Here is a 21,887-nt window from a genome sequence, read left to right on the forward strand (position 1 = left end):
GTCCCATCGCTGCGCGATGTGCAAGCGAACACCCGTGCTGCGCACGGGTGTTGCGCACGGGTGTTGCGCTCACGCTCCGCGTGAGCGCTGGCGGGTGGCTGCGCCACCCGCACACCCTGCTTGCTGCGCAAGCAGGGTGACGGTCCGTCCGCTGCGCTCCCGGACCGGCGGGACTCTGTCCCGCTACCAGGCTTCCGCTTCGCTCCAGCCTGATCGGCGAGTCCGCTGCGCTCCCCCGCCTGACGGTCCTTTCGGCTGCGCCTCCAGTCCCTTTGGGGCCCGCTGGCGCGGGCGGGGCTGGCTATAAGGGGCGGGGGTCGCTCGTTCGTGTGGGTTCTAGTGTAGCGGCTGCATCAGGTTGATGCAGCATGTACCGTTGGCGGAAACACGGGACTCCCACCAACCACTTGGGGCGAGTCTTGAAGGAGGGTACGAATTTGCTGAGCGTCGAAATGCGCCTCAAGGTGCGGGAGGAAATCCAGCGTGAGGTTACTGGATTTACGGCGGAACAGATCCGCGAACGGTTGGTGGCTGCGGGTGGTTTGGAAAGCCGCGAGGGTCACCCGAGGCCACTCAGTACGGAGGAGCTGCGGGTGGTTTGGAAAGCCGCGAGGGTCACCCGAGGCCACTCAGTACGGAGGAGCTGCTGGCGGCGGTTCGGCGGAACGAGTTGCGGCGCATCTGGACCTTGATGGGTGGCACGGCGTGGGACGACTACTCTCCCGAGAGGGATGCGCAGGCGGACCGCTGGCACCAGGCGCTGCGGGACCGTCAGGAAGGTGCGAGCGGTGGGGCAGTGGAGTCTGACTCCGGGCTGATCCGCTATCGGATCGTGGCGCAGCGGACTGACCCGGCGCATCCCGGGGCCTCGGTGGTGACGAACTACACCTATGCGCGGTCCGTTGAGGAGGCCGTGGCGAAGGTGCGCCGGGCGAAGGAGAAGCCGGGTGGCTTGTACGGGGATCAGGGCCTGTACCGCGTGGTGGAGGCCGTCGAGGAGAGCCCGCAGAGCGAGGCGCGTCAACTGCAGGGCGCTCGCGGGCTGTTCCTCACTGCGGTCATGGACGCCGCTGTTGCCGCCCTGGACGATCAGCCAGCATCTGCCCGCCCGGAGTTGATCGAGGTCCTGTCCGAGTTCTTCTTCGACACCGTCCTCACTCGCGCGATCGTCTCCCCCGACAGCGGAGAGGACAACGCTCAGCTGCACGCCCGGGACGGGGAGGTCCTGTCTCGCTTGCTCCTGGCTCACCTCGCCGACCACGGCCTGGACCTGGTGGAGGCGAGCGCCGGCACCGGCGAACTGCACGCCCTGCCCGATCGGCACACGGGTGTTGGTCGGCCTTCCCTTCGTGACGAGGAGAGCGACGCGCCGGCGGAGCTCATCGAGCGCGTCCTCGCCGTGTGCGAGCAGCACTATGCCGCCGTGACCGGCACCACCTCCGAGCAGTGGGACCAGAAGTCGTCCCAGGAGCTCGTGGACATCGCCCTGCGAACCGTGCACCTGGCGGAGCCGGAAACCTACCCGCAGACGCTGGACGCATACCTGCACGAGCACCGGGCGCGGCTGGAGCGGCTGTGGCGCCGCTACGGGCCGGGCGGCATGTTCGCGGGCGAGCTCGTGCTGATCGACCTGCCCGGGTCCTTCGTGCTGTGCGAGAGGATCGAGACGACCCCGCTCTGGCTCGAAGGGATCTGGACGAAGCGCGGCCAGGAGGAAACCGCACTGGAAAGGCTTCACGGCAGCTGGCTGTACGACACGGGAGAGGGGGAAGGGCGATGAGCAGGATTCCACTCAAGAAACACCAGATCGACCAGAAGTCGCGTTTCCGTAAGTGGGTCGGATTCCCTGCAAGATCATCTGTGCCCCCACAGGGTGCCCGTGGCACGATCGTGTCAGCGACCGGCTCCGGAAAAACGATCATGGCCGCCGCGAGTGCACTGGAGTGCTTCCCCGAAGGCCGGATCCTCGTGACCGTGCCGACCCTGGACCTGCTCGTGCAGACCGCCCAGGCGTGGCGGGCCGTGGGGCACCGCTCCCCCATGGTCGCGGTGTGCTCGCTGGAAAACGACCCGGTCCTGAACGAGCTGGGCGTGCGCACCACCACCAACCCCATCCAGCTCGCCCTGTGGGCCGGGCACGGACCGGTCATCGTGTTCGCCACGTACGCCTCTCTCGTGGACCGCGAGGACTTCGACGACCCGACGGGCCAGGGACGCACTCGCGGGCCGCTGGAGGCAGCCCTGACGGGCGGGGAGCGGCTGTACGGCCAGCGCATGGACGGTTTTTCGCTCGCCATCATCGACGAAGCCCACTCAACCGCAGGCGATCTTGGCAGGCCATGGGCGGCGATCCACGACAACGCCCGTATCCCCGCCGACTTCCGGCTGTACCTGACCGCGACCCCGCGCATCCTCGCCGCGCCCCGGCCGCAGAAGGGCACGGACGGTCAGGAGGTGGAGATCGCGACCATGGGCCAGGACTCGGAAACCTACGGCCCGTGGCTGGCTGAGCTCGGGCTGAGCGAGGCGATCGAACGAGCGATCCTCGCCGGGTTCGAGATCGACGTGCTGGAGATCCGCGACCCCTCCCCGGTCCTCGGGGAATCGGAGGAAGCACAGCGGGGCCGACGCCTGGCGCTTCTGCAGACCGCGATCCTGGAGCACGCCGCCGCGCACAACCTCCGTACAGTCATGACTTTCCATCAGAAGGTGGAGGAGGCGGCGGCTTTCGCGGAGAAGATGCCGGAGACGGCCGCGGAGCTGTACGTCAACGACGCCTCCGACGGCGACTTGGCCGCCGCGGGCCGACTCCCCGCATCGTCGATCGACGCGGAGTTCTACGAGCTGGAGGCCGGTCGCCATGTCCCGCCGGACCGCGTGTGGTCGGCATGGCTGTGCGGCGACCACCTGGTGGCCGAACGGCGCGAGGTGCTGCGGCAGTTCGCCAACGGCATCGACGCAGCTGGCCGCCGGGTCCACCGCGCGTTCCTCGCAAGCTGTCGCGTGCTCGGAGAAGGCGTCGACATCACTGGCGAGCGGGGCGTGGAAGCCCTCTGCTTCGCCGACACCCGCGGTTCGCAGGTGGAGATCGTGCAGAACATCGGCCGAGCGCTCAGGCTCAACCGCGACGGCAGCACGAAGATCGCCCGCATCATCGTGCCGGTGTTCCTGGAGTCCGGCGAGGACCCCACTGACATGGTCGCCTCCGCCAGTTTTCGCCCCCTTGTAGCCGTTTTGCAAGGCCTCCGCAGTCATGATGAACGACTTGTCGAGCAGCTCGCCTCCCGGGCCCTGAGTAGCGGGAAGCGCAAGGTGCACGTCCGGCGCGATGAGGACGGCCAGATCATCGGGGCCGGCGGCGCGGGCGATGGCCAGGACGAGGAACAGGACGACACCGACGCCGTTGCAGAGTCGGCCCTGCTCCACTTCTCCAGCCCGCGCGACGCGGCGACCATCGCGGTCTTCCTGCGCACCCGGGTCTACCGGCCGGAGTCCCTGGTGTGGCTGGAGGGCTACCAAGCCCTCATCCACTGGCGGAAGAAGCACCACATCCCCGGCCTCTACGCCGTCCCCTACGACACCGAGGTCGAGGTCGGCGTGACAAAGGCTTTCCCGCTGGGGAGGTGGGTGCACCAGCAGCGAAAGGCACTGCGGGCCGGGGAACTGGAGCCGCGGCGCAAGGAGCTCTTGGACGCTCCCGAGGCCGGGATGATCTGGGAGCCGGGCGAAGAGGCGTGGGAGAACAAACTCGCCGCACTCCGCTCCTACCGGCAGGCCACAGGCCACCTCGCACCCCGCCAGGACCAGGTGTGGGGCGAGAGCGAGGCCGGGGGGCTGGTACCCGTTGGGCAGCACATGGCCAACCTGCGCCGCAAGGGCGGCCTCGGAAAGGACCCCGAGCGGGCGGCGGAGCGCGCGGAGCAGCTGGCGGCGATCGACTCGGACTGGAACTGCCCCTGGCCACTGGCCTGGCAACGCCACTACCGCGTCCTCGCCGACCTCGTCGACGCCGACGGCGCTCTGCCCGACATCGCTCCGGGCGTCCTCTTCGACGGCGACGATATCGGGCGCTGGCTCCAGCGGCAGTCCCAGCCGGCTACTTGGGCGCAGCTGTCGACCGAGCAGCAGGAGCGGCTGTCCAAGCTGGGCATCAAGCCCGCCCAGGCGACGTCTCCGGCCCCTGCGGCTACGCGTGCGACGAAGGGCCCGAGCAAGGCGCAGCAGGCGTTCCAGCGCGGCCTGACGGCTCTCGCGCAGTGGGTGGAACGGGAAGGTGCTCACCGGCCTGTACCCCGCGGCCACAGCGAAGAGATCGCGGTCGACAGCGAGACGGAGCCGGTGGCCGTGAAATTGGGTGTGTGGGTCTCCAACACCAAATCTAGGCGGGACAAGCTCGCCCAGGACCAGCTCGACGCACTGCGGGAGCTGGGCATCGAGTGGGCGTGACGCTCCCATCGGCAAGGTCCGTCCCGTTTGGCAATGATCCGAGGCTGGGTCAGAAGCGCGGGGGCGGGGTGGTGAGGTAGGGAACGAGTTGGGCTTCAAGGTCGGCGATGCGTTTGTCCATGAAGCGGTTGTTCTGGCGGGCGCTGGTCAGGCGTTCTTGGATCTGCTGGTTGTCCTGGGTGAGTTGTCGTACGTGCTGCTTCAGCGTGGTGTTCTCGGTGACGATGCGCTGAAGTGAGCCTTCGGGGAGATCGTGTTCGAGGTCGCGGATCTTGCCGAGGAGTTCTGCGATGCGGGTGCGCTGGGTGCGGATTTCGCGCTGGGCTTGGGTGAGTGCGTCTGCGGCGTTGAGTGCACGTTCCTTCCAGGCGGGCTGTGCGCGGCTGGCGCTGCTGGAGACTCCGGGATGGGGTCTGGTTGTGCGGGTGGCCTGTTCGATCACGGCTCTGGCCTGCTGGTTTTGATAGAGGAAGGTACGTGAGACGCGGGCAGTACGGGCGAGGGCTGCGACGGTGACAGGCGTGTGGTCGCGTGCTGCGGCCGTCAGGGCGGTCTGGAGGCGTTCGAGCATCTCCTGGGTGGCTTGGCGGCGGGCTTGGACGGCCGCGTCGGTGCGGGGGCTCATGGCTGTCCTGTGGTGTCGTCGGGGGCCTGAAGTGCTGCGAGGTCTCGGGCGCGGAAGGCGGTGCTCCGGTGCGGTGGAAGTAGTCCTGGGGGCGCCGCAGGTCGAGGGTGAGGGCTTCGTCGAGGATGCCGAGGGCGGCCAGGGCCTGTTCGAGTCCTTTGATGGCTTTGGCGGTGGGTTCGAAGACGGTGTGGAGGTAGTCGGCGGTGGCGTCGTCGGGGGCGTTCTCGGCTATGGAGCGCCACTGTTCGGCTTTGCGGCGCCAGTAGAGGAGGTCTGCGCCGGAGAGGACGAAGTTGTCGCAGTTCTCGCAGTCGAGTTTCCAGGGGCAGGCTCCGCCGTCGACGACGGGTTGGTAGGTGCAGAATCCGCCGTCGGTGGGGGTGCTGCGGCGGGAGCGGTCCAGGGCCAGGGCGAGGGCTGTCTCGCGGTCGATGGGGGTGGTGTCGCCGGAGAGGAGTTTGCCTGGGTGGGGTGCGCCGGGCCCGGCTACCCAGATGGTGTTCAGGACGTCTTCGAGGTCGCTGTTGGTGATCTTCACGTAGTGCTCGGCCATACGTTCGGAGAGCTGGCCGAGGTAGCGGCGGATGTGGGTGAGCGTGGCGCCGGCGCGCAGCAGGTTGGTGGCCAGGGTGTGGCGGGCCTGGTGGGCGACGTAGGCGCCGCCGAGGTCGAGGTCGGCGATCCAGGTCTTGAAGCGCTGGTTGAAGTGTCCGTAGGAGATCGGCTGCCGGCCATTGGGGTTGCGGATGCGGGAGGGGAACAGGGCCAGGCCGGGGCGTTCAGCGGCTGTTGGGGTGCGGCCGTAGCGCTTTTCGAAGCGGTGGAGTGTCTTGGTTCGGCGGGCATCGAGGCACTGGTAGACGGGCTCGGGGATGCGGATGCCCTCGTTGTAGTTGCCGACCTTGGTCTGGTCGTGCCACAGCATGGCCAGGCCGCGGTAGCGGCCGATGCAGTCCAGGCGTAGTCCGACGACCTCGCTGCAGCGGCGCCCGGTGGCGACGATGGTCTCCCAGATGTCCCGCAGGCCCCGGTCGTTGAGGTCGAGTTCCTACCTCAGCCACTTAAGGTACCGAAGGGCGGCCATGCTCATCCCGGCCGCAGGACCGCCGGGTTCCTCCAGGTCGGCTACCTGCCGCCGCAGGGCCGGTGTGTCCGCCCCAGGGCGGAACCGGTCTCGGATGGTCTCGTCGGCGCTTTCGCTGGAGGGCTTGCTGATCAGATGCCGAAGAGCGGCATGGGGTCGCCTGCCCTGAACGCGGCACAGCGGGTGCAGGTGCGGCTTTCGGCAGGTGGCTTCCTTCACGTTGCGCCGGCACTCGGCGCAGTGCGGCGCCCGCCACGGGTACGGCACCGCGTCCACGGCCGCCTGGGCCGCCGCCCGGGCCTCAGCGAGCGCGTGTGGGTCGTCCTGGTCATCCAGGAGGCGCAGCGCACGGTGCAGAGCCTCGCGGGCCTTCATGGGGTCGGGTGCGCGGCGGGCCACTGGGGGCACGTGAACTCCAGGGGCGCGGCGGGGAGTCGAGCCGATGACGCCCAGGTGACCCACGTGGCGGTTTCGGCGTCTCCCAGCAGCACCTGGGCCTGCTCGGTCGGTGTCTCCCCGCACGCCGTGGACGGCAGCCGTGGGTGGCCTTGGGCGCGGGAACGCAAGGGCGTTAGGGGCCCTATGAGGTGATGGCGCAGGGCTGGGGTGGCCCACCTGTTCGTAGCACGCAGTCTCCTCGTCGTGCTGCTCCAGGGCGGTGGTCCGGCCACGCTGTGGCCAGGCTGATCACGAAGGTGATCAGCCGGAGGTACGGACGTGTGCCATGGCGGACTCCCCGAGTGTCTCGCCGGTGCCGTCGTTCGGCGCCTTGTATCCAGCGTCACGGCCCGCCCAGGATGCTGAACGGATCTCGCCGTACAAATTCATCAGCTTCCATCACCATCCACTTACGTCTTCTGCGCGATGCCGGTGACCTGCACTTCCTGGCACTCTCTGACACCTGGCCGTCCGGCCGGACCAACGGGTGGCGGCCGAGACGAGGGGGCGGACATGGACAGTGCGCGGGAGGAACTGACCCAGGCACTGCAGGACTTGCACACCAAGGCCGGCAGGCCCAGCTTGCGGACCGTCTCCGAAGCCGCGGCAGCACGAAACGAGGAGTTCCCCGAGACGGTCAGCCACGACACAGTCGGCCAGATGCTGCGCGGCACCGGCGCTGTGCCGCGCTGGAAGGAGCTGGAGCACGTGGTCGTCGTCCTGTCCGACATGGCCTCGGCCGTGCCCGGTTCCCACACCAGCGCGGACTGCGGCACCGTCGTCAGCAGGTTCCTCTTCCTGTGGGAGGCCGCCGACGACAGCTGCTTTCAGAAGAACGCGGACACCGGCGCTCCGGCCGTCATCCCGGAGATGGCCCTGTACGTCGTGCAATCCATCGAGAACCTCTCCGGCGACCAGGACGAGCACGTCCGCGCCATGCGCTATCTCGCCGATATAGGCAATACCCACCACCTCGAAGGCAGGGGCAGGCCCCGACTGTGGGTGGACTGGCTCGCCGCCTTACGCGCCGCCGGCCGCCACGGCACCGCAGACCGCCTGCGCGACACCGCGCTCATGCAACAGGAATTCCGCCTTGTGCACGAACAGCCCCTGGAAGAAGCCGGGCTCACCGAGGACGCCGAACGCGCAGCCGTCTTCTGCACCCTGGACTCCATGTCCACCAATGTGCTGCCGCTCGCCCGGATGGCAGCTCCGGAAGCCATCGCCGTCTGGGGTCTGCAGCGCAGGGGCAACGGCACGCTCTACCCCTGGTCTGACCAGACCTGGGAACGCGGAGGCCCTCGGGACGAACTCCTGACGCAATTCGTCCGCCAGCGTCCCCTGGAAGACGTCACCGACCTCGCATGCGCCATGGATCTGCACGGCATCGAGGTCCACTTCCTCTTGGAGAAGGTGCCCCTGTGGGACCTCGCGACACTCGCCATCGACGCCACACTCCGCGGCGCCACCACCGTGTGCGAGCCCGTACAGCGTCGCCTGTCCGACCTGCTCCGGCGACACTGATCCTGCCTGCCGGGTGGTGGGACGAGGTCCCGCCCAGCCGCAGGTGAGACCAGAACCCGAGCACTCCGCGACCAGATGGCTGTTACTCACTTTCGGGTGACGGCCCGATCCCTTGCGGGGTGGCGCAGCGTGGCAGAGAGATGCCTGACCCCAACGCCCGCACGGCCTGCCCCTCTGTCAGTGCGTCAACATTGCGCAAGGATGATTTAGATGGATGTCGCATCCGAGAGTTACGGAAAATCTGACGACTGGTAACAGGGTCATGTTTTTCCCTCGTCTTCTCCATGGCGTTGACAGGGTGTGCGGGCGGCCAGTCGGCCGTCACCGACACACGGCATCCGACTGCCCGGGCAGCCCGCATGGGGCTCCTCGGGGATGGTGTCCGGACCATAAGGGGAGCTCTTGTCCGCTTCCGGTTTCAGTCACCGCTCGTCGTCTCGCCGCCGTCACCCTCACCGCCGGCGCTCTGGCCTCGGTGGTCACGCTGCCGGCATCCGCCGCCGACCACGCCCGCCCCGAGCGGTCAAAGGCGGAGATCTCCGACATCCAGTACGACTCGCCCGGCCGGGATGCCCGTTCCATCCGCTGTCCGAACCGCGAGTGGGTGGCACGAACACCGGCCGCCGCACCGCCAGCCTCGAGGGCCGGCCCCTGAAAGGGACGAGGACGGCCGCGGCTACACCTTCGACCGCTACCGCCTCGGGCCGTGCCACGGTCCGCATCCACACCGGCCACGGCCGCGACACCGGCAGTGACCTGTACCAGGACCGATGCAACTAAGTCTGGGACAACAGGTCCCGACACCGCCACCCTCCGCAACGACCGCGGACGCCCCATCGACGAGGAATCCTGGGGCAACCACCGTTGCGGCGGCCGCCACCGCCACTGACCCACCACCGCGGGCGTGAACTGAACCGCCCCAGCCACACCCCGACAGGACACACGCACCCGGCCAAGGGGCAATCGAAGGGACAAACGGCTCCATGGGAAAGAAAAAGGCCCGTCCGCACGGCAACGGCCACACGGCGACGCCAGGCCGGAGAGGGTCCAGCCGGTCCAAGCGCGCGTCCGGCAAGCTCGTGCGCATGTACCGCCGCTACCACGCGTGGCGCGCCCCGTTCCCGCTGTGGGCGAGGAGCGTGTGCGACATCCTGTTCTGGGCCGTCATCGCCGCCGCGGCGTACGTGGCAATCGGCAGCCTGTGCGGAGCAATCCTCATCGCGGCTCCCCTTCTCGGGCTCCTCGGACTCGCCTCGAGCAAGGAACACGACGACGGCATCGACTGGAACGACCACCGAATGGGAGGCCAGCCCAAAGACCCCGGACCCAAGATCTGAACCGTGGCTGACCGCGCGGAGCGGCGGTTCCCAACCCCCGCAACCGCCACCCGTACCCGCCATATGACCTTTCGACCGTGACGGGAAGGACTGACATCATGCCGCGAAGCCAGAAGCGCAACATGAAAAACAGAGCCGACGGCGAGAAAGACGAAGGGTGCTGCGCGGGGACGCTCGACACGCTGGCCCACCCGTGCTGCTGCGGCGGCTTGTCGCAGGCGGCCATGCTGCTCGCCGTTCTCCGCCCTTCGCTCACGGCCGCCGGCCACGGCGCTGACCCCGCCGCGCCCCCTCCGGGCGGGCGGCTGTCCGGTGCGATGTACCGGGCCGTACGCCACTACCGCCTCACGGTCAGCCCGACCCGGCCGGCCTGCTGCCCCTACACCCCGACCTGCTCCACTTACGCGGTACGGGCACTCCACCGCTACGGCGCGCTGCGCGGCGGCCGGCTGATCCTGGCGCGTCTGCTGCGCTGCCGGCCCGGTGCCGCCCGCCGCCGGGGCTTTCGCGACCCGGTGCCGCCGGGGCCGCAGCGGACTGCGCGCAGCCGCCCCGGAATCTGAGGCCCGAGAGCGCAGACGTCCCCGGTGGGCGCGGAACGGCTCGGGGGCCGGCGACGTCGCGGTGGTCGGGCCGCGGCCGCGCACAACGGGGCGCCCCCGGTCCTGCTTGGATGAACGCGTGATCGACTCTGAAGACCGTGAGCAGCAGGCGGCGGTCAGCCGCCTGCTGCTGTACTACCTCAACGGCCCCCTGGCCGAGGGCTGCCGGCTTCGCGGGGTTCTGCCCGCGCCCGGCGCCGTCCGGATTGCCGTCCATGCCGGGGACGACGAGGACGGCGTCACCCTCCTGTACGAGATCCCCCACGACACCGTTGCCCCGTACTACATCCCGGGCATCCTGCGCACGGTGCTGGCGGGCACTCAGATCTACGGGACGAGCGACATCAGCGAAGCCATGGGGATGACCGTCATCCGCCTCCACCCCGAGGAGATCACCCCCGATCCGGAAAGCGAGTACGGCCAGACCCTCACCGTCGTACGCGCCCTGTCCGGCCCCGGCGACGAGGAGAACCCCTTCCTCATTGGATTCCTGATGCGGGGCCACCACCTGCTGCGCCTGTACGTGCAGCGTCCCGGCCGCCCAGGAGTCATCGGCGTCGACGTTCGCCTCACCGACATGACCACCGCCCTGATCGCTTCCCTTCCGAGCCTCATCGAAGAAACGCAGCACCAGAAGCCCTCTCCGGACGACCCACTCTGCGACCTCCTCGTGGACCTGACCAACTGGTAGAACACCTGCCTCCCAACCCGGTCGGCGAGGCGGGCGCGGAAAGACGGCGTCCCGCCGAGGAAGAACCCCGGCGGGACGCATCAGCCACCGGCTCGTGCCAGCTGCCGCCTGCGGTGGCCGACTTCAACACAGCGCACTCGGAATCCCACCACGGAATATCCTTGCGGATTTCTGTCAGCCGGCGGCCCGAACACACCTGAGGGGCGTCGGGCTCGCCGGCCTGGACTCGGACTCGGCTGGGCAACGTGACGTCGCTGTGCGATCACTCCTCGCTGGCGGCGCCGTGGAAGGGGCCAGGTCGCGGTGCCAGGTCGTGCGTCGGCGTGAGTGGTGCTGGTTCTATCGGCGGCAGAATGATCGGATGCAGCAGCGCGCCGGCCTCACAGTGCGGCAACCACGTGAGCGACGAGGAGGATGCCCATCACCGCCACGAACGCCGGGATCGCCAGTAGGAAGACCATGATGAGCGTGTTCAGGAGGCTGACGCCCGCCCTTGCGTCCCCGGGCCGCGCAGGGTCGTAGGTGACCTCGATCGGGTCCGTGCCACTGCCGGCTGTCTGATACGTGTGGCTCTGGCCGGTGGCTGTCGCGTACGTGTACACCCGCCGCTTGTTGGTGTAGTGCGAGAACTGGGCCACTACCGTGATGCCACGCCGTTTCAGTCGCCAGTCGTCCACGTTCGCCCGGGCCCCGGCATAGACCATGAAACACCCGGCGTACAGCGCGACCGAACCGCCGAGCAGTGCGGCCACCTGTCCCCCGCCCCCGAAGACGCCCACGGCCGCCACCAGCCCGGCATAGAACAGGGCAGCCACCGCGTTGAGTGTTCTGCGGGTCGGGTCGGGCTGCGCGTTCATCTGCTGGTCCTGCCGGTGGTGGGTCGTGTCGCCGCCGTATGCGTGGTGCGGGACGGTGGGGACGGACAGGCTGAATCCTTTCCCGTCCTCGCGGGTTGCAGTCGGCGTCGTCTAAGGCTGGTGCAGTGGGATGCCTCTCTCGGTGATTCGGCGGCACGTCGGAATTCCGGACGGGCCTTTCGCGGCGGTGCGGTGAGCGGGCTTCACCGGTAGTTGAGTTCGGCGAGTTCGGTGGCGAGTTTCTTGGGCATGGCCGTGTGGCCGAGCAGGGGCAGGGCGATGTTGCGGGCAGCGCGAGCCATGGCGTTGCGGGTGGTGGCTATGCGGGTCATCCGGTCGGTGAAGGCGACCACGCGCTGGGCAATGGGGCGGCGTTGTGCCTCGTAGCCGTCGAGCTGTCCGGTGGCGAATGCCCGGCCGAGGGCGTAGCCGTCCTGGATGCCGGTGTTCATTCCCTGGCCGCCGGCGGGGCTGTGCACGTGCGCGGCGTCGCCGGCCAGCAGCAGGCGGCCGGCCCGGTAGTGGTCGGCGACCCGGTGGTGCACCCGGAAGCGGGAGGACCAGGTGTGGCCGGTGACCTTGGCCTGGCCGGGAGCGCGTTCGTCCAGCAACTTCTGGATGAAGGTGGTTTCGGGGCTTGCCGGAGCGTTGTCCACGGTGGCGACCACCCGGTAGCGGCCGCCGGGCAGCGGGGCGACGACGGTGAGTCCTGCGGTGCCGAAGGTGAGTGAGACCTCGCTGGGGCCCGGGGCCCAGTCCATGACGACGTCGGCGAGCACGAAGGACTCGGCGTAGGCGCTGCCGGTGAAGGCGATGCCCGCCGCTCCGCGCACGGTGCTGTGCATGCCGTCGGCGCCGACGGCGTACGCGGCGCTGAGCGTCTCGCCGGTGGCCATGGTGAGCCTCACGCCGTTGTCGTCCTGGACGGCCGATGTGACCTCGTAGGGGCGGTGCACGTCGCCGCCGAGCGCGCGCAGCCGGTCCAGCAGCACGCTCTCGGTCTCGTACTGAGGGACCATCAGCGTGTACGGGTGGGCCGTGGCCAGCTGGTCGAACGGGACGGTGAGCAGTCGGCGGGCGCCGTCGCGCACGGCGAAGCGGGTGATCTGGATGCCACGCGCGATGAGCTCCTGGGAGGCTCCCAACTCGTCCAGGACCTCCAGGGTGCGGGCATGCACGACGGCGGCTCGCGAGGTGTTCGCGCCCTCGGCCAGCCGGTCCAGGACGACGAAGTCGATGCCGGCGGACGCGAGGGTCACGGCAAGCGCGAGGCCCGTCGGGCCGCCGCCGACGATGGCGACCTCGGTGCGGGCCGGGAGTGCGGTGGTGTTCATGGCCAAGCCTTCCGATCTGGGTCCAGGACGCATGTCAACAGATGTTGGCCAACGAGTGTTTGCCAACATCTGTTGACATGATGCTCGGGCTCCCGCTGGAAAGTCAACACGTGTTGGCCTACAGTTGTTGGCATGACGCACGGCGCCGAGACCACCAGCACAGACAAGCGTTCCGACCGCACCAAGGCCGCGATCCTGCGCGCCGCACGTGAGCGGTTCGCGGAGCAGGGCTACGAACGCACCACGATCCGCGCCGTCGCCTCCGACGCCGGCATCGACCCCTCGATGGTCATGCGCTACTTCGGCAACAAGGCCCGGCTCTTCGACGCGACACTCACCATCGATCTGCGACTGCCGGACCTCACGGACGTCCCGGCCAACGAGCTGGCACAGACCCTGGTGCGACACTTCCTCGAACGCTGGGAAGACGACCCGGCCGACGACGCACTGCTGGTCCTGCTGCGCTCGGCCGTCACCAACGAGCAGGCCGCGGCCCGGATGCACGAGATCTTCGCCGCCCAGGTCGCGCCTGCACTGGCCGCCGCCCTCGGACCGGAGCCCGCCGCACATCGGGCCGGCCTGGTCTCCGCACAGCTCCTCGGCCTCGGACTCACCCGCTACCTCCTGCGCCTCCCGGCCGTGACCGCCCTGACCAGGCAAGAGATCGAAAGCGGCCTCGCCCCGGCCATCCAGTCCGTCCTCGACCCGGCCGCCTCCTAGGCCCCGCCCTCCCCAGCAACGGCCTCGAGGCACGGCATGGTCCCATCGCCCATCCGGTGATCCCGCCGCCGGATCGCCGGATACAAGCCGGGCTCAGGGGACCCTGAGACCGGGGAAGCGTCCGGCGGATCACGCCGACCGAAATGCCCCGTCACAACTGGCGATCACTGCTCGGCCAGGGGCCTGGATTCAGTAATCGAGATCCAGGTAGTCGATGTCATTGATGGCCACGTCCGACAGCCCCATCGCGCGGACACCGCCGTCCTGGAAATACACGTCCTTGAATCCGTCGGCGATGATTCCGCGCATCTCCTGGTCGCTCGCCCCGGTGTCGCGGGCGTCGAACAGGCGCTGCGCGTAGGCCGGGGGGAGGTGCACCGTCAGGCGGCGGAAGCGTCCGTCGTCGGTCGTTCCGACCGGCGCGGTGTAGCCGAACCGGGCCCTCGTCTCCACCGTGATCCCGCCCGTGGAAGCCGCCTGCCGCTGCCGGCGCTTGCGCACCTGCGGCTGCCAGCGGGCCCGCACCGCTTCGTCGATCCTCGCCGCGACGTCGGGCCGGGCGTGCTTGCGGGCACCGCGGCGGTAGCGGTTGACGGAGTCGGCGGTGACGCCGATCTCCCGGGCGACGGCTTTCGCGCTGCCCAACTGCCGGATCAGGTAGCCGATCCGGCCCTTGAGCGTCTTCGGGGGCTCGCGGGTGAAGCCCTCCCGCGCGGCCCGCTCGATCGCGTCCTCGATCTCACCCACCATTTACTCGCCCTCGTCCAGAACAGCGTCGCCGCCCTTGATGTGGCGGGCCGGGTTGAGGCCCTTCTCCATCAGGTCGACCGCCCACAGCACCGTCTGGACGCCCTCCAGCTTGGCCAGGCCCGGCGTGGGGCCCAGGCGGAAGCCACCGGGTTTCGGCTTGCCGGAGGCGTCGTACGGCAGGAAGTCCAGCGGACTCTCGCCCGGCGAGGGGTACACGACGCAGTCGGACAGCACAGCCAGCGGATACAGACCGGTCATCACCGCCATATTGCGCAGCTTGCGGTGCATGTTGACCCGGGCCTTGGAGATCACGGCGGCGCGGATGTCGGGGCGCCAGGTCGGCCGCTCCAGTGCCGGCCACCGCTCGCCCTGCTTGTAAGACCTGCCCTGAGGGCGCTCGCGCAGCTTGCCGACGCCGCCCTTCACCGTCGCCTTGACGGCGGCGAGCACGGCGGCCAGGGCCGGGTCGGTGTCCCTGTGCCCCTCCATCGCCGCCAGGAACTCCGCGTCCGTCGAGTCCTTCGTGACGCCGAGGTCGGCGAGGGTGTCGAGGTAGGCAGTCCGCAGGCGGTCGTGCCACGGGTCCAGGTAAGCCCCGGTCTCACGGCGCAGGTACGCCTCCAGCGGCCGGACGTCGTAGCCGAGCTCCTGGGCGTAGGCGACGGTGTGTGTCTGGTACCAGGCCGGGCCCGTCGGACGTTCGCCGGTCGGCGTGAACGGGCTGGGCAGGCGCGGGTCCAGCTCCACGTGGGACAGGTCGACCAGCCAGGAACCCGGGATCTTCGGGTTGAACTTCGGGGCGTGGAAGTGGTCCGGGGCGGACAGGCCGACGACCAGACGGGACGCGGCCGCCAGGAACGCGGTGTTCAGGTCCAGGCCGACCGCGTACGGCAGATGGCACTCCTCATCGCTCAGCAGGTCCACCGGCCGCACCCACTGGTATGCCTCCTCGTTCAGGAACCCGCCGCTCCAGCCGGAGTTGACGACCACGGGGTGCTCGGAGGTGGCCTCCGGCGGCGCCGGGTCCATCGGCTCCGTCCCCAGGCTGCCCGGATTGTGGCCGGGCACCCAGTTCCCGGTCGCTTCGTCGCGCTCGGCGCGCGTGGGCGGGCGCAGCGCCGTCATCAGCTCCAGCCCGGAGACGGCCGTCGACCCGCGCGGGGTGATGACCCGCTGCGCGTACACCCCGAGAACGCGGGCGATGTCGGCCGGCTCCATCTCCGCGACGCCGGGCCAGGACCGCTCATCGAGGGCGTCCCAGGACAGGATCGCCAGCTGCACGCACTGCCGCTGCCTGCCCTGTGCCTTGCGGTAGATCCGCGCCCAAGGGCCGAACCCGCGCTGTGTGAGCTGCCACTTCGCGCGTCCCACCTCCTTGACGACCGGATGGTCGGACGGCAGGCGCAGCGAGCGGCGCTGCTCGTGGCCTTCGAGGCGCTCGGGGAGCCCGAGCTTCACGGCGGCTGCGGCGGTCAGCACGATGAGCGGATCGGAGTCCTTTCCGTAGCGGTGCAGCTTTGCCGCACCCAGGCCGGACTCACCCAGCGTCCACTCCACCAACTCCGGGATCGTGCGCGCGGGGCAGTCGAGCACGATGCCGTTGACGCCGTAGGCGGAACCGTCACCGTCCAGTACCGCGAGCGGACCGTGCGGGAAGCGCGGGTCGACGGCGGGTGCGGCGGGCGAGGCGGCCTGCTTCGCGGCCGGACGGTGTGACGTCGCCGGGCGGGCGGCCGGACGCTTCGGCGTGGCCGGGCCGGAGAGGGTGTCGTGTGCCGGGGGCCGGGGCGCCCGTTGCGGGCCGGTGGCCTCGTGGTCGGGGTGTGGGGCGGGGGCGGGGTAGCGGCGGGCGAGTCCTTCCAGGAGGCGGCGGTAGGCCTCCAGGCGCTCCGCCTTGGGTTCGGCGCGGCCGGCTTCCCAGGCGACGATACTCGGCACACGCACGCCCAACGCCTGGGCGACGGCGGCCTGGGTGAGGCCGGCCGCCTCGCGCAGCCGTACCCGTTCGGCGGGAACAGGCAGCACCGTGCCGTCGTCGACGGCGGCCAGCAGTGAGTCGATCGCGGTGAACAGCTGTGGCGGCTGGTTCGTCATCTGCGGTTCTTCCTCGTTCATCGCACCCCCTGGCGGATCTCTTCGAGCCGCGTCATCAGCCTCTGGTAGCGCTGCGAGGCGGCCTGGGAGGAGTTCAAGCCTTGGTGCTGGGCGATCTGCCGCCAGTCCATGCCGCAGCGCCGGGCCTCGATGACCACCTGCGTCTCCAGCCGGTCCAACTGCTCACGCAGCCCCTCGAACAAGCCCAGGGCGGCGCCCACATCGTCCGGGAGCACACTCGGCCTGCCGTGATCGTTCTGCTCGCCGGTGGCCGCCAGCAGTCGTCCCACCAGCGATGCGTCCTGCTCGACCCGGTGCGCGACCGTGGTTTCGTCACGGGCGGGGGCCAGCAGGGACAGGCGGTCGCGGGCCTGCTGCTGGGAATCACGTGCCATGCCGGCAGCCTACTTCAGTCTGGCAACGAAACAACGTTTCATTGTTTCATTTCCCGGGAGGTGGGAGCGGACATGCCAGCTCCGTACCGTCTGCGCGTCCACGGCCACTGCGAAGGGCGCACGGCCCTTCGTGCGCAGCGTCTTGCGAGGCGGGCAGCGCCGGGCGGCGGGTACGCAACGCCCAGCCGACTGCCCCCACTCCTACTCAGCGGCGCTGCGCCCCGGGAGCAGCGTTCCCACCGCGCGTTCCACCTCCGCGATGCGGTCCGCGAGGGCCGTCATGTCGGGTTCGGTGTCGGGGCTGTTGCGCAGGAGCAGTTTGATCTCGGTGAGTTGCTGGGTGATCTCGGTGAGGCGGTCGGTGTCCGTGCCGGTGGCGCGCATCGCCAGTTGGCGGGTTTTGCGGTGCAGATCGAGGAAGACGGTGACCTTGGTGCGCAGGACCCAGGGGTCGACGGGTTTGGCGATGAAGTCGGCGGCGCCGATGGCGTATCCGCGATAGGCGTAGTCGGCGCCGCGGTCGGTGCCGGTCACCAGGATGATGGGGACGTCTTTGGTCTGGTCGAGGCGTTTGATGTTGGCGGCGGTCTCGAAGCCGTCCATGCCGGGCATGCGGACGTCGAGGAGGACGACGGCGAACTCCTGGCGCAGCATGGCTTTGAGGGCTTGCTCTCCGGAGCGGGCTCGGACCAGGTGCTGGTGGAGCGGTCCGAGTACGGCTTCGAAGGCGATGAGGTTCTCCTCCATGTCGTCGACGATGAGGATGCTGCACGGGTTGGCCAGGTTGGTGTTCATCGTGCGTCCTCGGGCGGATCATCGGCGGCGTCGGCGCTGGCCGGGTCCGGTGCGGGCTGCGGATCGGTGGGCGGGTCGAGTACGTCGCAGATGGCGGAGAGCAGGCGGTCGATGTTGACCGGCTTGGGGACGTAGTCGTTGGCTCCGCTGTCGATGGCCTTGTCGCGGTCCTGGGGCATGGCCTTGGCGGTGAGGGCGATGATCGGCAGGTGGGCGAGGCGGGGGGTGTCCCGGATGGTGCGGATGGTCTCGTAGCCGTCCATCTCGGGCATCATGATGTCCATCAGGACCAGGGAGACGTCGGAGGCGCGTTCCAGGACCTCCAGGCCCTCTCGGCCGTTCTCCGCGTACCGCACGGTGATGCCGACACGGCCCAGTGCGTGCGTGAGGGCGAAGACGTTGCGGATGTCGTCGTCGACGATGAGGATGCGGCGGCCCGCCAGGACGCGGCCGGGGCGGCCGCTGAGCCATTCCTTGAGACGGGTGGTCTCCGGCCAGGTGTCCTCGCGGCCGTTGGCGGGTTCGGCGGTCTGGCCGTCGCCGGTCAGGTCTTCGGGGAGGTGGTCCGGGGACGCGGTGCCGGGCTGGAGGGATTCCGTGGTGTCGAGCATGTGCTCGGGTGAGGTGTCCGCGGTGGCATCCGGCGGCGGTGCGGTCTGCGGGGGCAGGGCGGGTGCGGTGCCGACGGTGCGCAGGTCCGCGGGGCCCTGCACCGCCGTGGCGCCGGGGTGGAGCGCGGGGATGTAGAGGGTGAAGCGGGAGCCCACGCCCGGCTCGCTCTCGGCGACGATCTTGCCGCCGAGCATTCCGGCGATCTCCCGGCTGATGGAGAGGCCGAGGCCGGTGCCGCCGTACTTGCGGTTGGTGGTGCCCTCGGACTGCTGGAACGCCTCGAAGATCATCGGAAGCTTCTCGGTGGCGATGCCGATCCCGGTGTCCTTGACGGAGAAGGCGATGACGGCATCGGCGTTCTTGAGTGTCTCCTCGGTGAAGTGCATGCCCAGCACCCGGCTGACACGCAGCTCGACATGGCCGTCGTGGGTGAACTTCACCGCGTTGGAGAGCAGGTTGCGCAGTACCTGCTGGAGGCGCTGTTCGTCGGAGTACAGCTCGGCCGGTACGTCCTTCTCGACCGCGATCTCGAAGCCCAGCCCTCGGTCGATGGTCAACGGCCGGAATGTCGCGTGGACGTAGTCGAGCAGTTTGATCAGCGGGAGGGTCTTGGGGCGTACGTCCATCCGGCCGGCCTCGATCTTCGACAGGTCGAGGATGTCGCTGATCAGCTGGAGAAGGTCCGAGCCTGAGCGGTAGATGGTGGTCGCGAACTGCACTTCCTGTTCGGCCAGGTGGCCGTCGGGGTTGTCGGCGAGAAGACGGGCGAGGATCAGCAGGGAGTTCAGCGGTGTGCGCAGTTCGTGCGACATGTTCGCCAGGAACTCCGACTTGTACTGCGAGGCGGTCGCGAGGAGTGCGGCCTTCTCCTCGAGTTCGGCGTTGGAGCGCTGCAGTTCGTCGGACCGCTCGCGCAACTCGGAGGTGAGGCGCTGGGACTCCGACAGCAGCGACTCCGTACGGGAGTTGGCGATGATCGTGTTGGTCGAGACGCCGATCGTGTTGACGAACTGGTCGATGAAGGCCAGGTGCACATCGTTGAACCTGCTCAGCGAGGCCAGTTCGATCACCCCGAGCACCTGGTCCTCGAAGAGGATCGGCAGGATGACGATGCTGGCCGGACGGGACGTGCCGAGGCCGGAGTTGATGGTGATGTAGTCGGGCGGGACGTCCGTGATGAGGATGCGTTTCTTCTCCTGCGCGGCCTGTGCGATGAGCCCGCGGCCCGGGGTGCCGCTGCCGGGCAGCGGGCTGCCCCCGCCTGTCTGGTCGGTGCCGTACCCGGCGATGAACTGCAGGCCCTCGCCGGGCGGTGCTCCCGCCTCGGCCAGGAAGAACGCTCCGAACTGCGCGTTCACCAGCGGCGTCAGCTCACGCAGGATCAGGTCGGCGACCTCCACCAGGTCGCGGTGACCCTGCATCAGCGCCGCCATGCGGGTCAGGTTCGACTCCAGCCAGTCCTTGGCGCGGGTGGTCTCGCGGAGGTTGGAGACCATGAGGTTGATGTTGTCCTTCAGCTCGGCGACCTCGCCCTGTGCCTCGACCGTGATGGCGCGGGACATGTCGCCCTGGGTGACCGCGCTGGCCACTTCCGCGATCGCCCGGACCTGAGTGGTGAGATTCAGCGCCAGCTCGTTGACGTTCGTCGTCAGGCGCTTCCACGTGCCATAGACACCCTCGACCCGCGCCTGGCCGCCGAGCTGCCCCTCGCTGCCGACCTCGCGGGCCACGCGGGTGACCTCGGAGGAGAACGAGGAGAGCGTGTCGACCATCGTGTTGATGGTGGTCTTCAGCTCCAGGATCTCGCCGCGCGCGTCCACGTCGATCTTCTTCGACAGATCGCCCTGGGCGACGGCCGTGGCGACCTGGGCGATGTTGCGGACCTGCGAGGTCAGGTTGTAGGCCATGAAGTTGACGTTGTCCGTGAGGTCCTTCCACACCCCCGACGCCCCGCGGACCTGCGCCCGGCCTCCCAGACGGCCCTCCGTGCCGACCTCGCGGGCGACCCGGGTGACCTCGTCGGCGAACGCCCGCAGCTGGTCGACCATCGTGTTCACGGTCTCCTTGAGCTGCAGGATCTCGCCCCGCGCGTCCACCGTGATCTTCTGACTCAGATCGCCGGTGGCGACGGACGTCGTCACCTGGGCGATGTTGCGGACCTGCGAGGTCAGGTTCGACGCCATGAAGTTGACGTTGTCCGTCAGCTCCTTCCACACCCCCGACACCCCGCGGACCTGCGCCTGACCGCCCAGATTGCCCTCGGTGCCGACCTCGCGGGCCACGCGGGTGACCTCGCCCGCGAACGCCGACAGCTGGTCGACCATCGTGTTGATCGTCGACTTCAGCTCCAGGATCTCGCCCTTGGCCTCCACCGTGATCGTCTTGCCCAGATCGCCCTGCGCGACCGCCGTCGCCACCTGGGCGATGTTGCGGACCTGCGAGGTCAGGTTGTCCGCCATGAAGTTGACGTTCTCGGTGAGGTCCTTCCACACTCCCGACACCCCGCGGACCTGGGCCCGGCCCCCCAGACGGCCCTCCGTGCCGACCTCGCGGGCGACCCGGGTGACCTCGCCCGCGAACGCCGACAGCTGGTCGACCATCGTGTTCACCGTCAGCTTGAGCTGCAGGATCTCGCCCCGCGCGTCCACCGTGATCTTCTGACTCAGATCGCCGGTGGCGACCGCCGTGGTCACCTGGGCGATGTTGCGGACCTGGGACGTCAGGTTCGACGCCATGAAGTTGACGTTGTCCGTGAGGTCCTTCCACACCCCGGACACGCCCGGCACCTGTGCCCGGCCGCCCAGCTGCCCTTCCGTGCCGACCTCGCGGGAGACCCGGGTGACCTCGTCGGCGAACGCCCGCAGCTGGTCGACCATCGTGTTCACGGTGAGCTTCAGCTCCAGCAGCTCGCCGGTCGCCTCCACCGTGACCTGCCGGGTCAGATCACCGCGGGCGACGGCCGTGGTCACCACCGCGATGTCGCGTACCTGTGCGGTCAGCCGGGACGCCATCGTGTTGACCGCCTCGGTCACATAGCGCCAGTCGCCGGCCAGACCCTGCACCGTGGCGCGCCCCCCGAGACGGCCCTCCGTACCGACCTCCCGGGAGACCCGGGTCAGCTCGCCCGTGAACAGCGACAGCTGCTCCACCATGCGGTTCACCCCGCGCCCCAGGCGCCGCAGGTCACCGCGGAGCTGGCGTCTGCCGTCGTGGAGCTCGGCGCGCTGCGTCAGATCACCGTCGGCGACCGCGTCCAGGACGCGCGTGGCATTGACGATCGGGACGGACATGGCCTCCAGCAGCGCGTTGGCCGCGTCCACGCTCGTCGTCCAGCCACCGGAGCCGGGACTCGCCGCCAGCCGCTCGTCCAGCCGTCCCTGCCGGGCCACCTCGCGGCGTACTCGCTCCAGCTCCGAAGCCAGGTGCGCGTTCCGCGTGGTGATCTGGTCGAACACGCCCGCCAGGTCCGCGAGGATCCCCTCGGGCGCGCTACCCATGCGTACGGTGAAATCGCCGTCACACAGAGAGTTCATGGCTGCCAGCAGCGGACGCAGTTCGGCGACATGGACCCACTCACCCC

16 protein-coding genes and 2 pseudogenes are annotated in these 21,887 nt (G+C 69.2%); 8 read left to right on the plus strand and 10 right to left on the minus strand.

Annotated elements, in window-relative coordinates; all coding sequences use genetic code 11:
• Positions 1–598: 598 nt before the first annotated feature.
• Both NNW99_RS00005 and NNW99_RS00010 read left to right on the plus strand, forming a co-directional pair.
• On the plus strand, positions 599–1,780 hold the full coding sequence (locus NNW99_RS00005) for a hypothetical protein (protein ID WP_255961262.1): 1,182 nt from the start codon (positions 599–601) through the stop codon (positions 1,778–1,780).
• On the plus strand, positions 1,777–4,446 hold the full coding sequence (locus NNW99_RS00010) for a DEAD/DEAH box helicase (RefSeq protein WP_255986466.1): 2,670 nt from the start codon (positions 1,777–1,779) through the stop codon (positions 4,444–4,446). Before NNW99_RS00005 ends, NNW99_RS00010 begins: the two co-directional genes overlap by 4 nt.
• Positions 4,447–4,495: 49 nt before the next feature.
• Here the strand turns inward: NNW99_RS00010 and NNW99_RS00015 are convergent, their stop codons facing one another.
• The 3 genes and pseudogenes from NNW99_RS00015 to NNW99_RS00025 all read right to left on the minus strand — a co-directional run bounded on the left by NNW99_RS00015 (position 4,496) and on the right by NNW99_RS00025 (position 6,566).
• A complete protein-coding gene (locus NNW99_RS00015) occupies positions 4,496–5,071 on the minus strand; it encodes a DUF6262 family protein (RefSeq protein WP_251057645.1) in 576 nt (191 codons plus the stop codon).
• 589 nt (positions 5,072–5,660) lie between these two features.
• Positions 5,661–6,098: pseudogene (locus NNW99_RS00020) on the minus strand (tyrosine-type recombinase/integrase); the annotation flags it as partial.
• A gap of 24 nt (positions 6,099–6,122) precedes the next feature.
• Positions 6,123–6,566: a hypothetical protein gene (locus NNW99_RS00025; protein WP_215116506.1), complete on the minus strand. Its 444-nt coding sequence runs from the start codon at positions 6,564–6,566 to the stop codon at positions 6,123–6,125.
• A gap of 543 nt (positions 6,567–7,109) precedes the next feature.
• Between NNW99_RS00025 and NNW99_RS00030 the strand changes: the two genes are divergently transcribed.
• From NNW99_RS00030 to NNW99_RS00050, 5 genes and pseudogenes are all read left to right on the plus strand, one after another.
• Entirely contained in the window at positions 7,110–8,120 is a 1,011-nt protein-coding gene (locus tag NNW99_RS00030; protein ID WP_215116507.1) for a hypothetical protein, read from the plus strand.
• A gap of 475 nt (positions 8,121–8,595) precedes the next feature.
• Positions 8,596–9,009 (plus strand): annotated as a pseudogene (locus tag NNW99_RS00035) (lamin tail domain-containing protein).
• Between the two features lie 94 nt (positions 9,010–9,103).
• Positions 9,104–9,457 carry a hypothetical protein gene (locus NNW99_RS00040; protein ID WP_215116508.1) on the plus strand — a complete coding sequence of 118 codons (354 nt, stop codon included), beginning with the start codon at positions 9,104–9,106 and terminating at the stop codon, positions 9,455–9,457.
• A gap of 122 nt (positions 9,458–9,579) precedes the next feature.
• On the plus strand, positions 9,580–10,020 hold the full coding sequence (gene yidD, locus NNW99_RS00045) for a membrane protein insertion efficiency factor YidD (protein WP_251058059.1): 441 nt from the start codon (positions 9,580–9,582) through the stop codon (positions 10,018–10,020).
• 118 nt (positions 10,021–10,138) lie between these two features.
• Positions 10,139–10,750, plus strand: coding sequence for a hypothetical protein (locus tag NNW99_RS00050; RefSeq protein WP_215116510.1), 612 nt, complete (start codon positions 10,139–10,141; stop codon positions 10,748–10,750).
• Positions 10,751–11,130: 380 nt separating this feature from the next.
• Here NNW99_RS00050 and NNW99_RS00055 read toward each other — a convergent pair whose 3' ends face one another.
• Together NNW99_RS00055 and NNW99_RS00060 are read right to left on the minus strand one after the other, a co-directional pair.
• On the minus strand, positions 11,131–11,607 hold the full coding sequence (locus NNW99_RS00055; RefSeq protein ID WP_215116511.1) for a hypothetical protein: 477 nt from the start codon (positions 11,605–11,607) through the stop codon (positions 11,131–11,133).
• A gap of 203 nt (positions 11,608–11,810) precedes the next feature.
• Positions 11,811–12,941: an NAD(P)/FAD-dependent oxidoreductase gene (locus NNW99_RS00060; RefSeq protein WP_215116512.1), complete on the minus strand. Its 1,131-nt coding sequence runs from the start codon at positions 12,939–12,941 to the stop codon at positions 11,811–11,813.
• A gap of 132 nt (positions 12,942–13,073) precedes the next feature.
• Between NNW99_RS00060 and NNW99_RS00065 the strand changes: the two genes are divergently transcribed.
• On the plus strand, positions 13,074–13,661 hold the full coding sequence (locus NNW99_RS00065) for a TetR family transcriptional regulator (protein ID WP_215116513.1): 588 nt from the start codon (positions 13,074–13,076) through the stop codon (positions 13,659–13,661).
• Positions 13,662–13,850: 189 nt separating this feature from the next.
• On the opposite strand, the gene NNW99_RS00070 is transcribed toward NNW99_RS00065, so the two are convergent.
• The 5 genes from NNW99_RS00070 to NNW99_RS00090 form a co-directional block, all read right to left on the minus strand.
• Positions 13,851–14,408, minus strand: coding sequence for an XRE family transcriptional regulator (locus NNW99_RS00070; RefSeq protein WP_215124078.1), 558 nt, complete (start codon positions 14,406–14,408; stop codon positions 13,851–13,853).
• A gap of 3 nt (positions 14,409–14,411) precedes the next feature.
• Complete coding sequence (locus NNW99_RS00075; RefSeq protein WP_370869106.1) at positions 14,412–16,526, minus strand: multiprotein-bridging factor 1 family protein; 2,115 nt, start codon at positions 16,524–16,526, stop codon at positions 14,412–14,414.
• A complete protein-coding gene (locus tag NNW99_RS00080; protein ID WP_215116514.1) occupies positions 16,523–16,900 on the minus strand; it encodes a hypothetical protein in 378 nt (125 codons plus the stop codon). Before NNW99_RS00080 ends, NNW99_RS00075 begins: the two co-directional genes overlap by 4 nt.
• Positions 16,901–17,101: 201 nt before the next feature.
• Positions 17,102–17,695 carry a two-component system response regulator gene (locus NNW99_RS00085; RefSeq protein ID WP_215116515.1) on the minus strand — a complete coding sequence of 198 codons (594 nt, stop codon included), beginning with the start codon at positions 17,693–17,695 and terminating at the stop codon, positions 17,102–17,104.
• A complete protein-coding gene (locus tag NNW99_RS00090) occupies positions 17,692–21,840 on the minus strand; it encodes a HAMP domain-containing protein (RefSeq protein WP_251057646.1) in 4,149 nt (1,382 codons plus the stop codon). Before NNW99_RS00090 ends, NNW99_RS00085 begins: the two co-directional genes overlap by 4 nt.
• Positions 21,841–21,887: the final 47 nt, after the last annotated feature.

The sequence above is a fragment of the Streptomyces sp. CRCS-T-1 genome, assembly GCF_024442335.1.
Lineage (GTDB): Bacteria > Actinomycetota > Actinomycetes > Streptomycetales > Streptomycetaceae > Streptomyces > Streptomyces koelreuteriae.

Coding starts and splice junctions, on each gene's coding strand:
- NNW99_RS00010 (WP_255986466.1), top strand. CDS start 1,777: ATGAGCAGGATTCCACTCAAGAAACACCAGATCGACCAGAAGTCGCGT.
- NNW99_RS00015 (WP_251057645.1), bottom strand. CDS start 5,071: ATGAGCCCCCGCACCGACGCGGCCGTCCAAGCCCGCCGCCAAGCCACC.
- NNW99_RS00030 (WP_215116507.1), top strand. CDS start 7,110: ATGGACAGTGCGCGGGAGGAACTGACCCAGGCACTGCAGGACTTGCAC.
- NNW99_RS00040 (WP_215116508.1), top strand. CDS start 9,104: ATGGGAAAGAAAAAGGCCCGTCCGCACGGCAACGGCCACACGGCGACG.
- yidD (WP_251058059.1), top strand. CDS start 9,580: ATGAAAAACAGAGCCGACGGCGAGAAAGACGAAGGGTGCTGCGCGGGG.
- NNW99_RS00055 (WP_215116511.1), bottom strand. CDS start 11,607: ATGAACGCGCAGCCCGACCCGACCCGCAGAACACTCAACGCGGTGGCT.
- NNW99_RS00060 (WP_215116512.1), bottom strand. CDS start 12,941: ATGAACACCACCGCACTCCCGGCCCGCACCGAGGTCGCCATCGTCGGC.
- NNW99_RS00065 (WP_215116513.1), top strand. CDS start 13,074: ATGACGCACGGCGCCGAGACCACCAGCACAGACAAGCGTTCCGACCGC.
- NNW99_RS00075 (WP_370869106.1), bottom strand. CDS start 16,526: ATGAACGAGGAAGAACCGCAGATGACGAACCAGCCGCCACAGCTGTTC.
- NNW99_RS00080 (WP_215116514.1), bottom strand. CDS start 16,900: ATGGCACGTGATTCCCAGCAGCAGGCCCGCGACCGCCTGTCCCTGCTG.
- NNW99_RS00085 (WP_215116515.1), bottom strand. CDS start 17,695: ATGAACACCAACCTGGCCAACCCGTGCAGCATCCTCATCGTCGACGAC.
- NNW99_RS00090 (WP_251057646.1), bottom strand. CDS start 21,840: ATGAACTCTCTGTGTGACGGCGATTTCACCGTACGCATGGGTAGCGCG.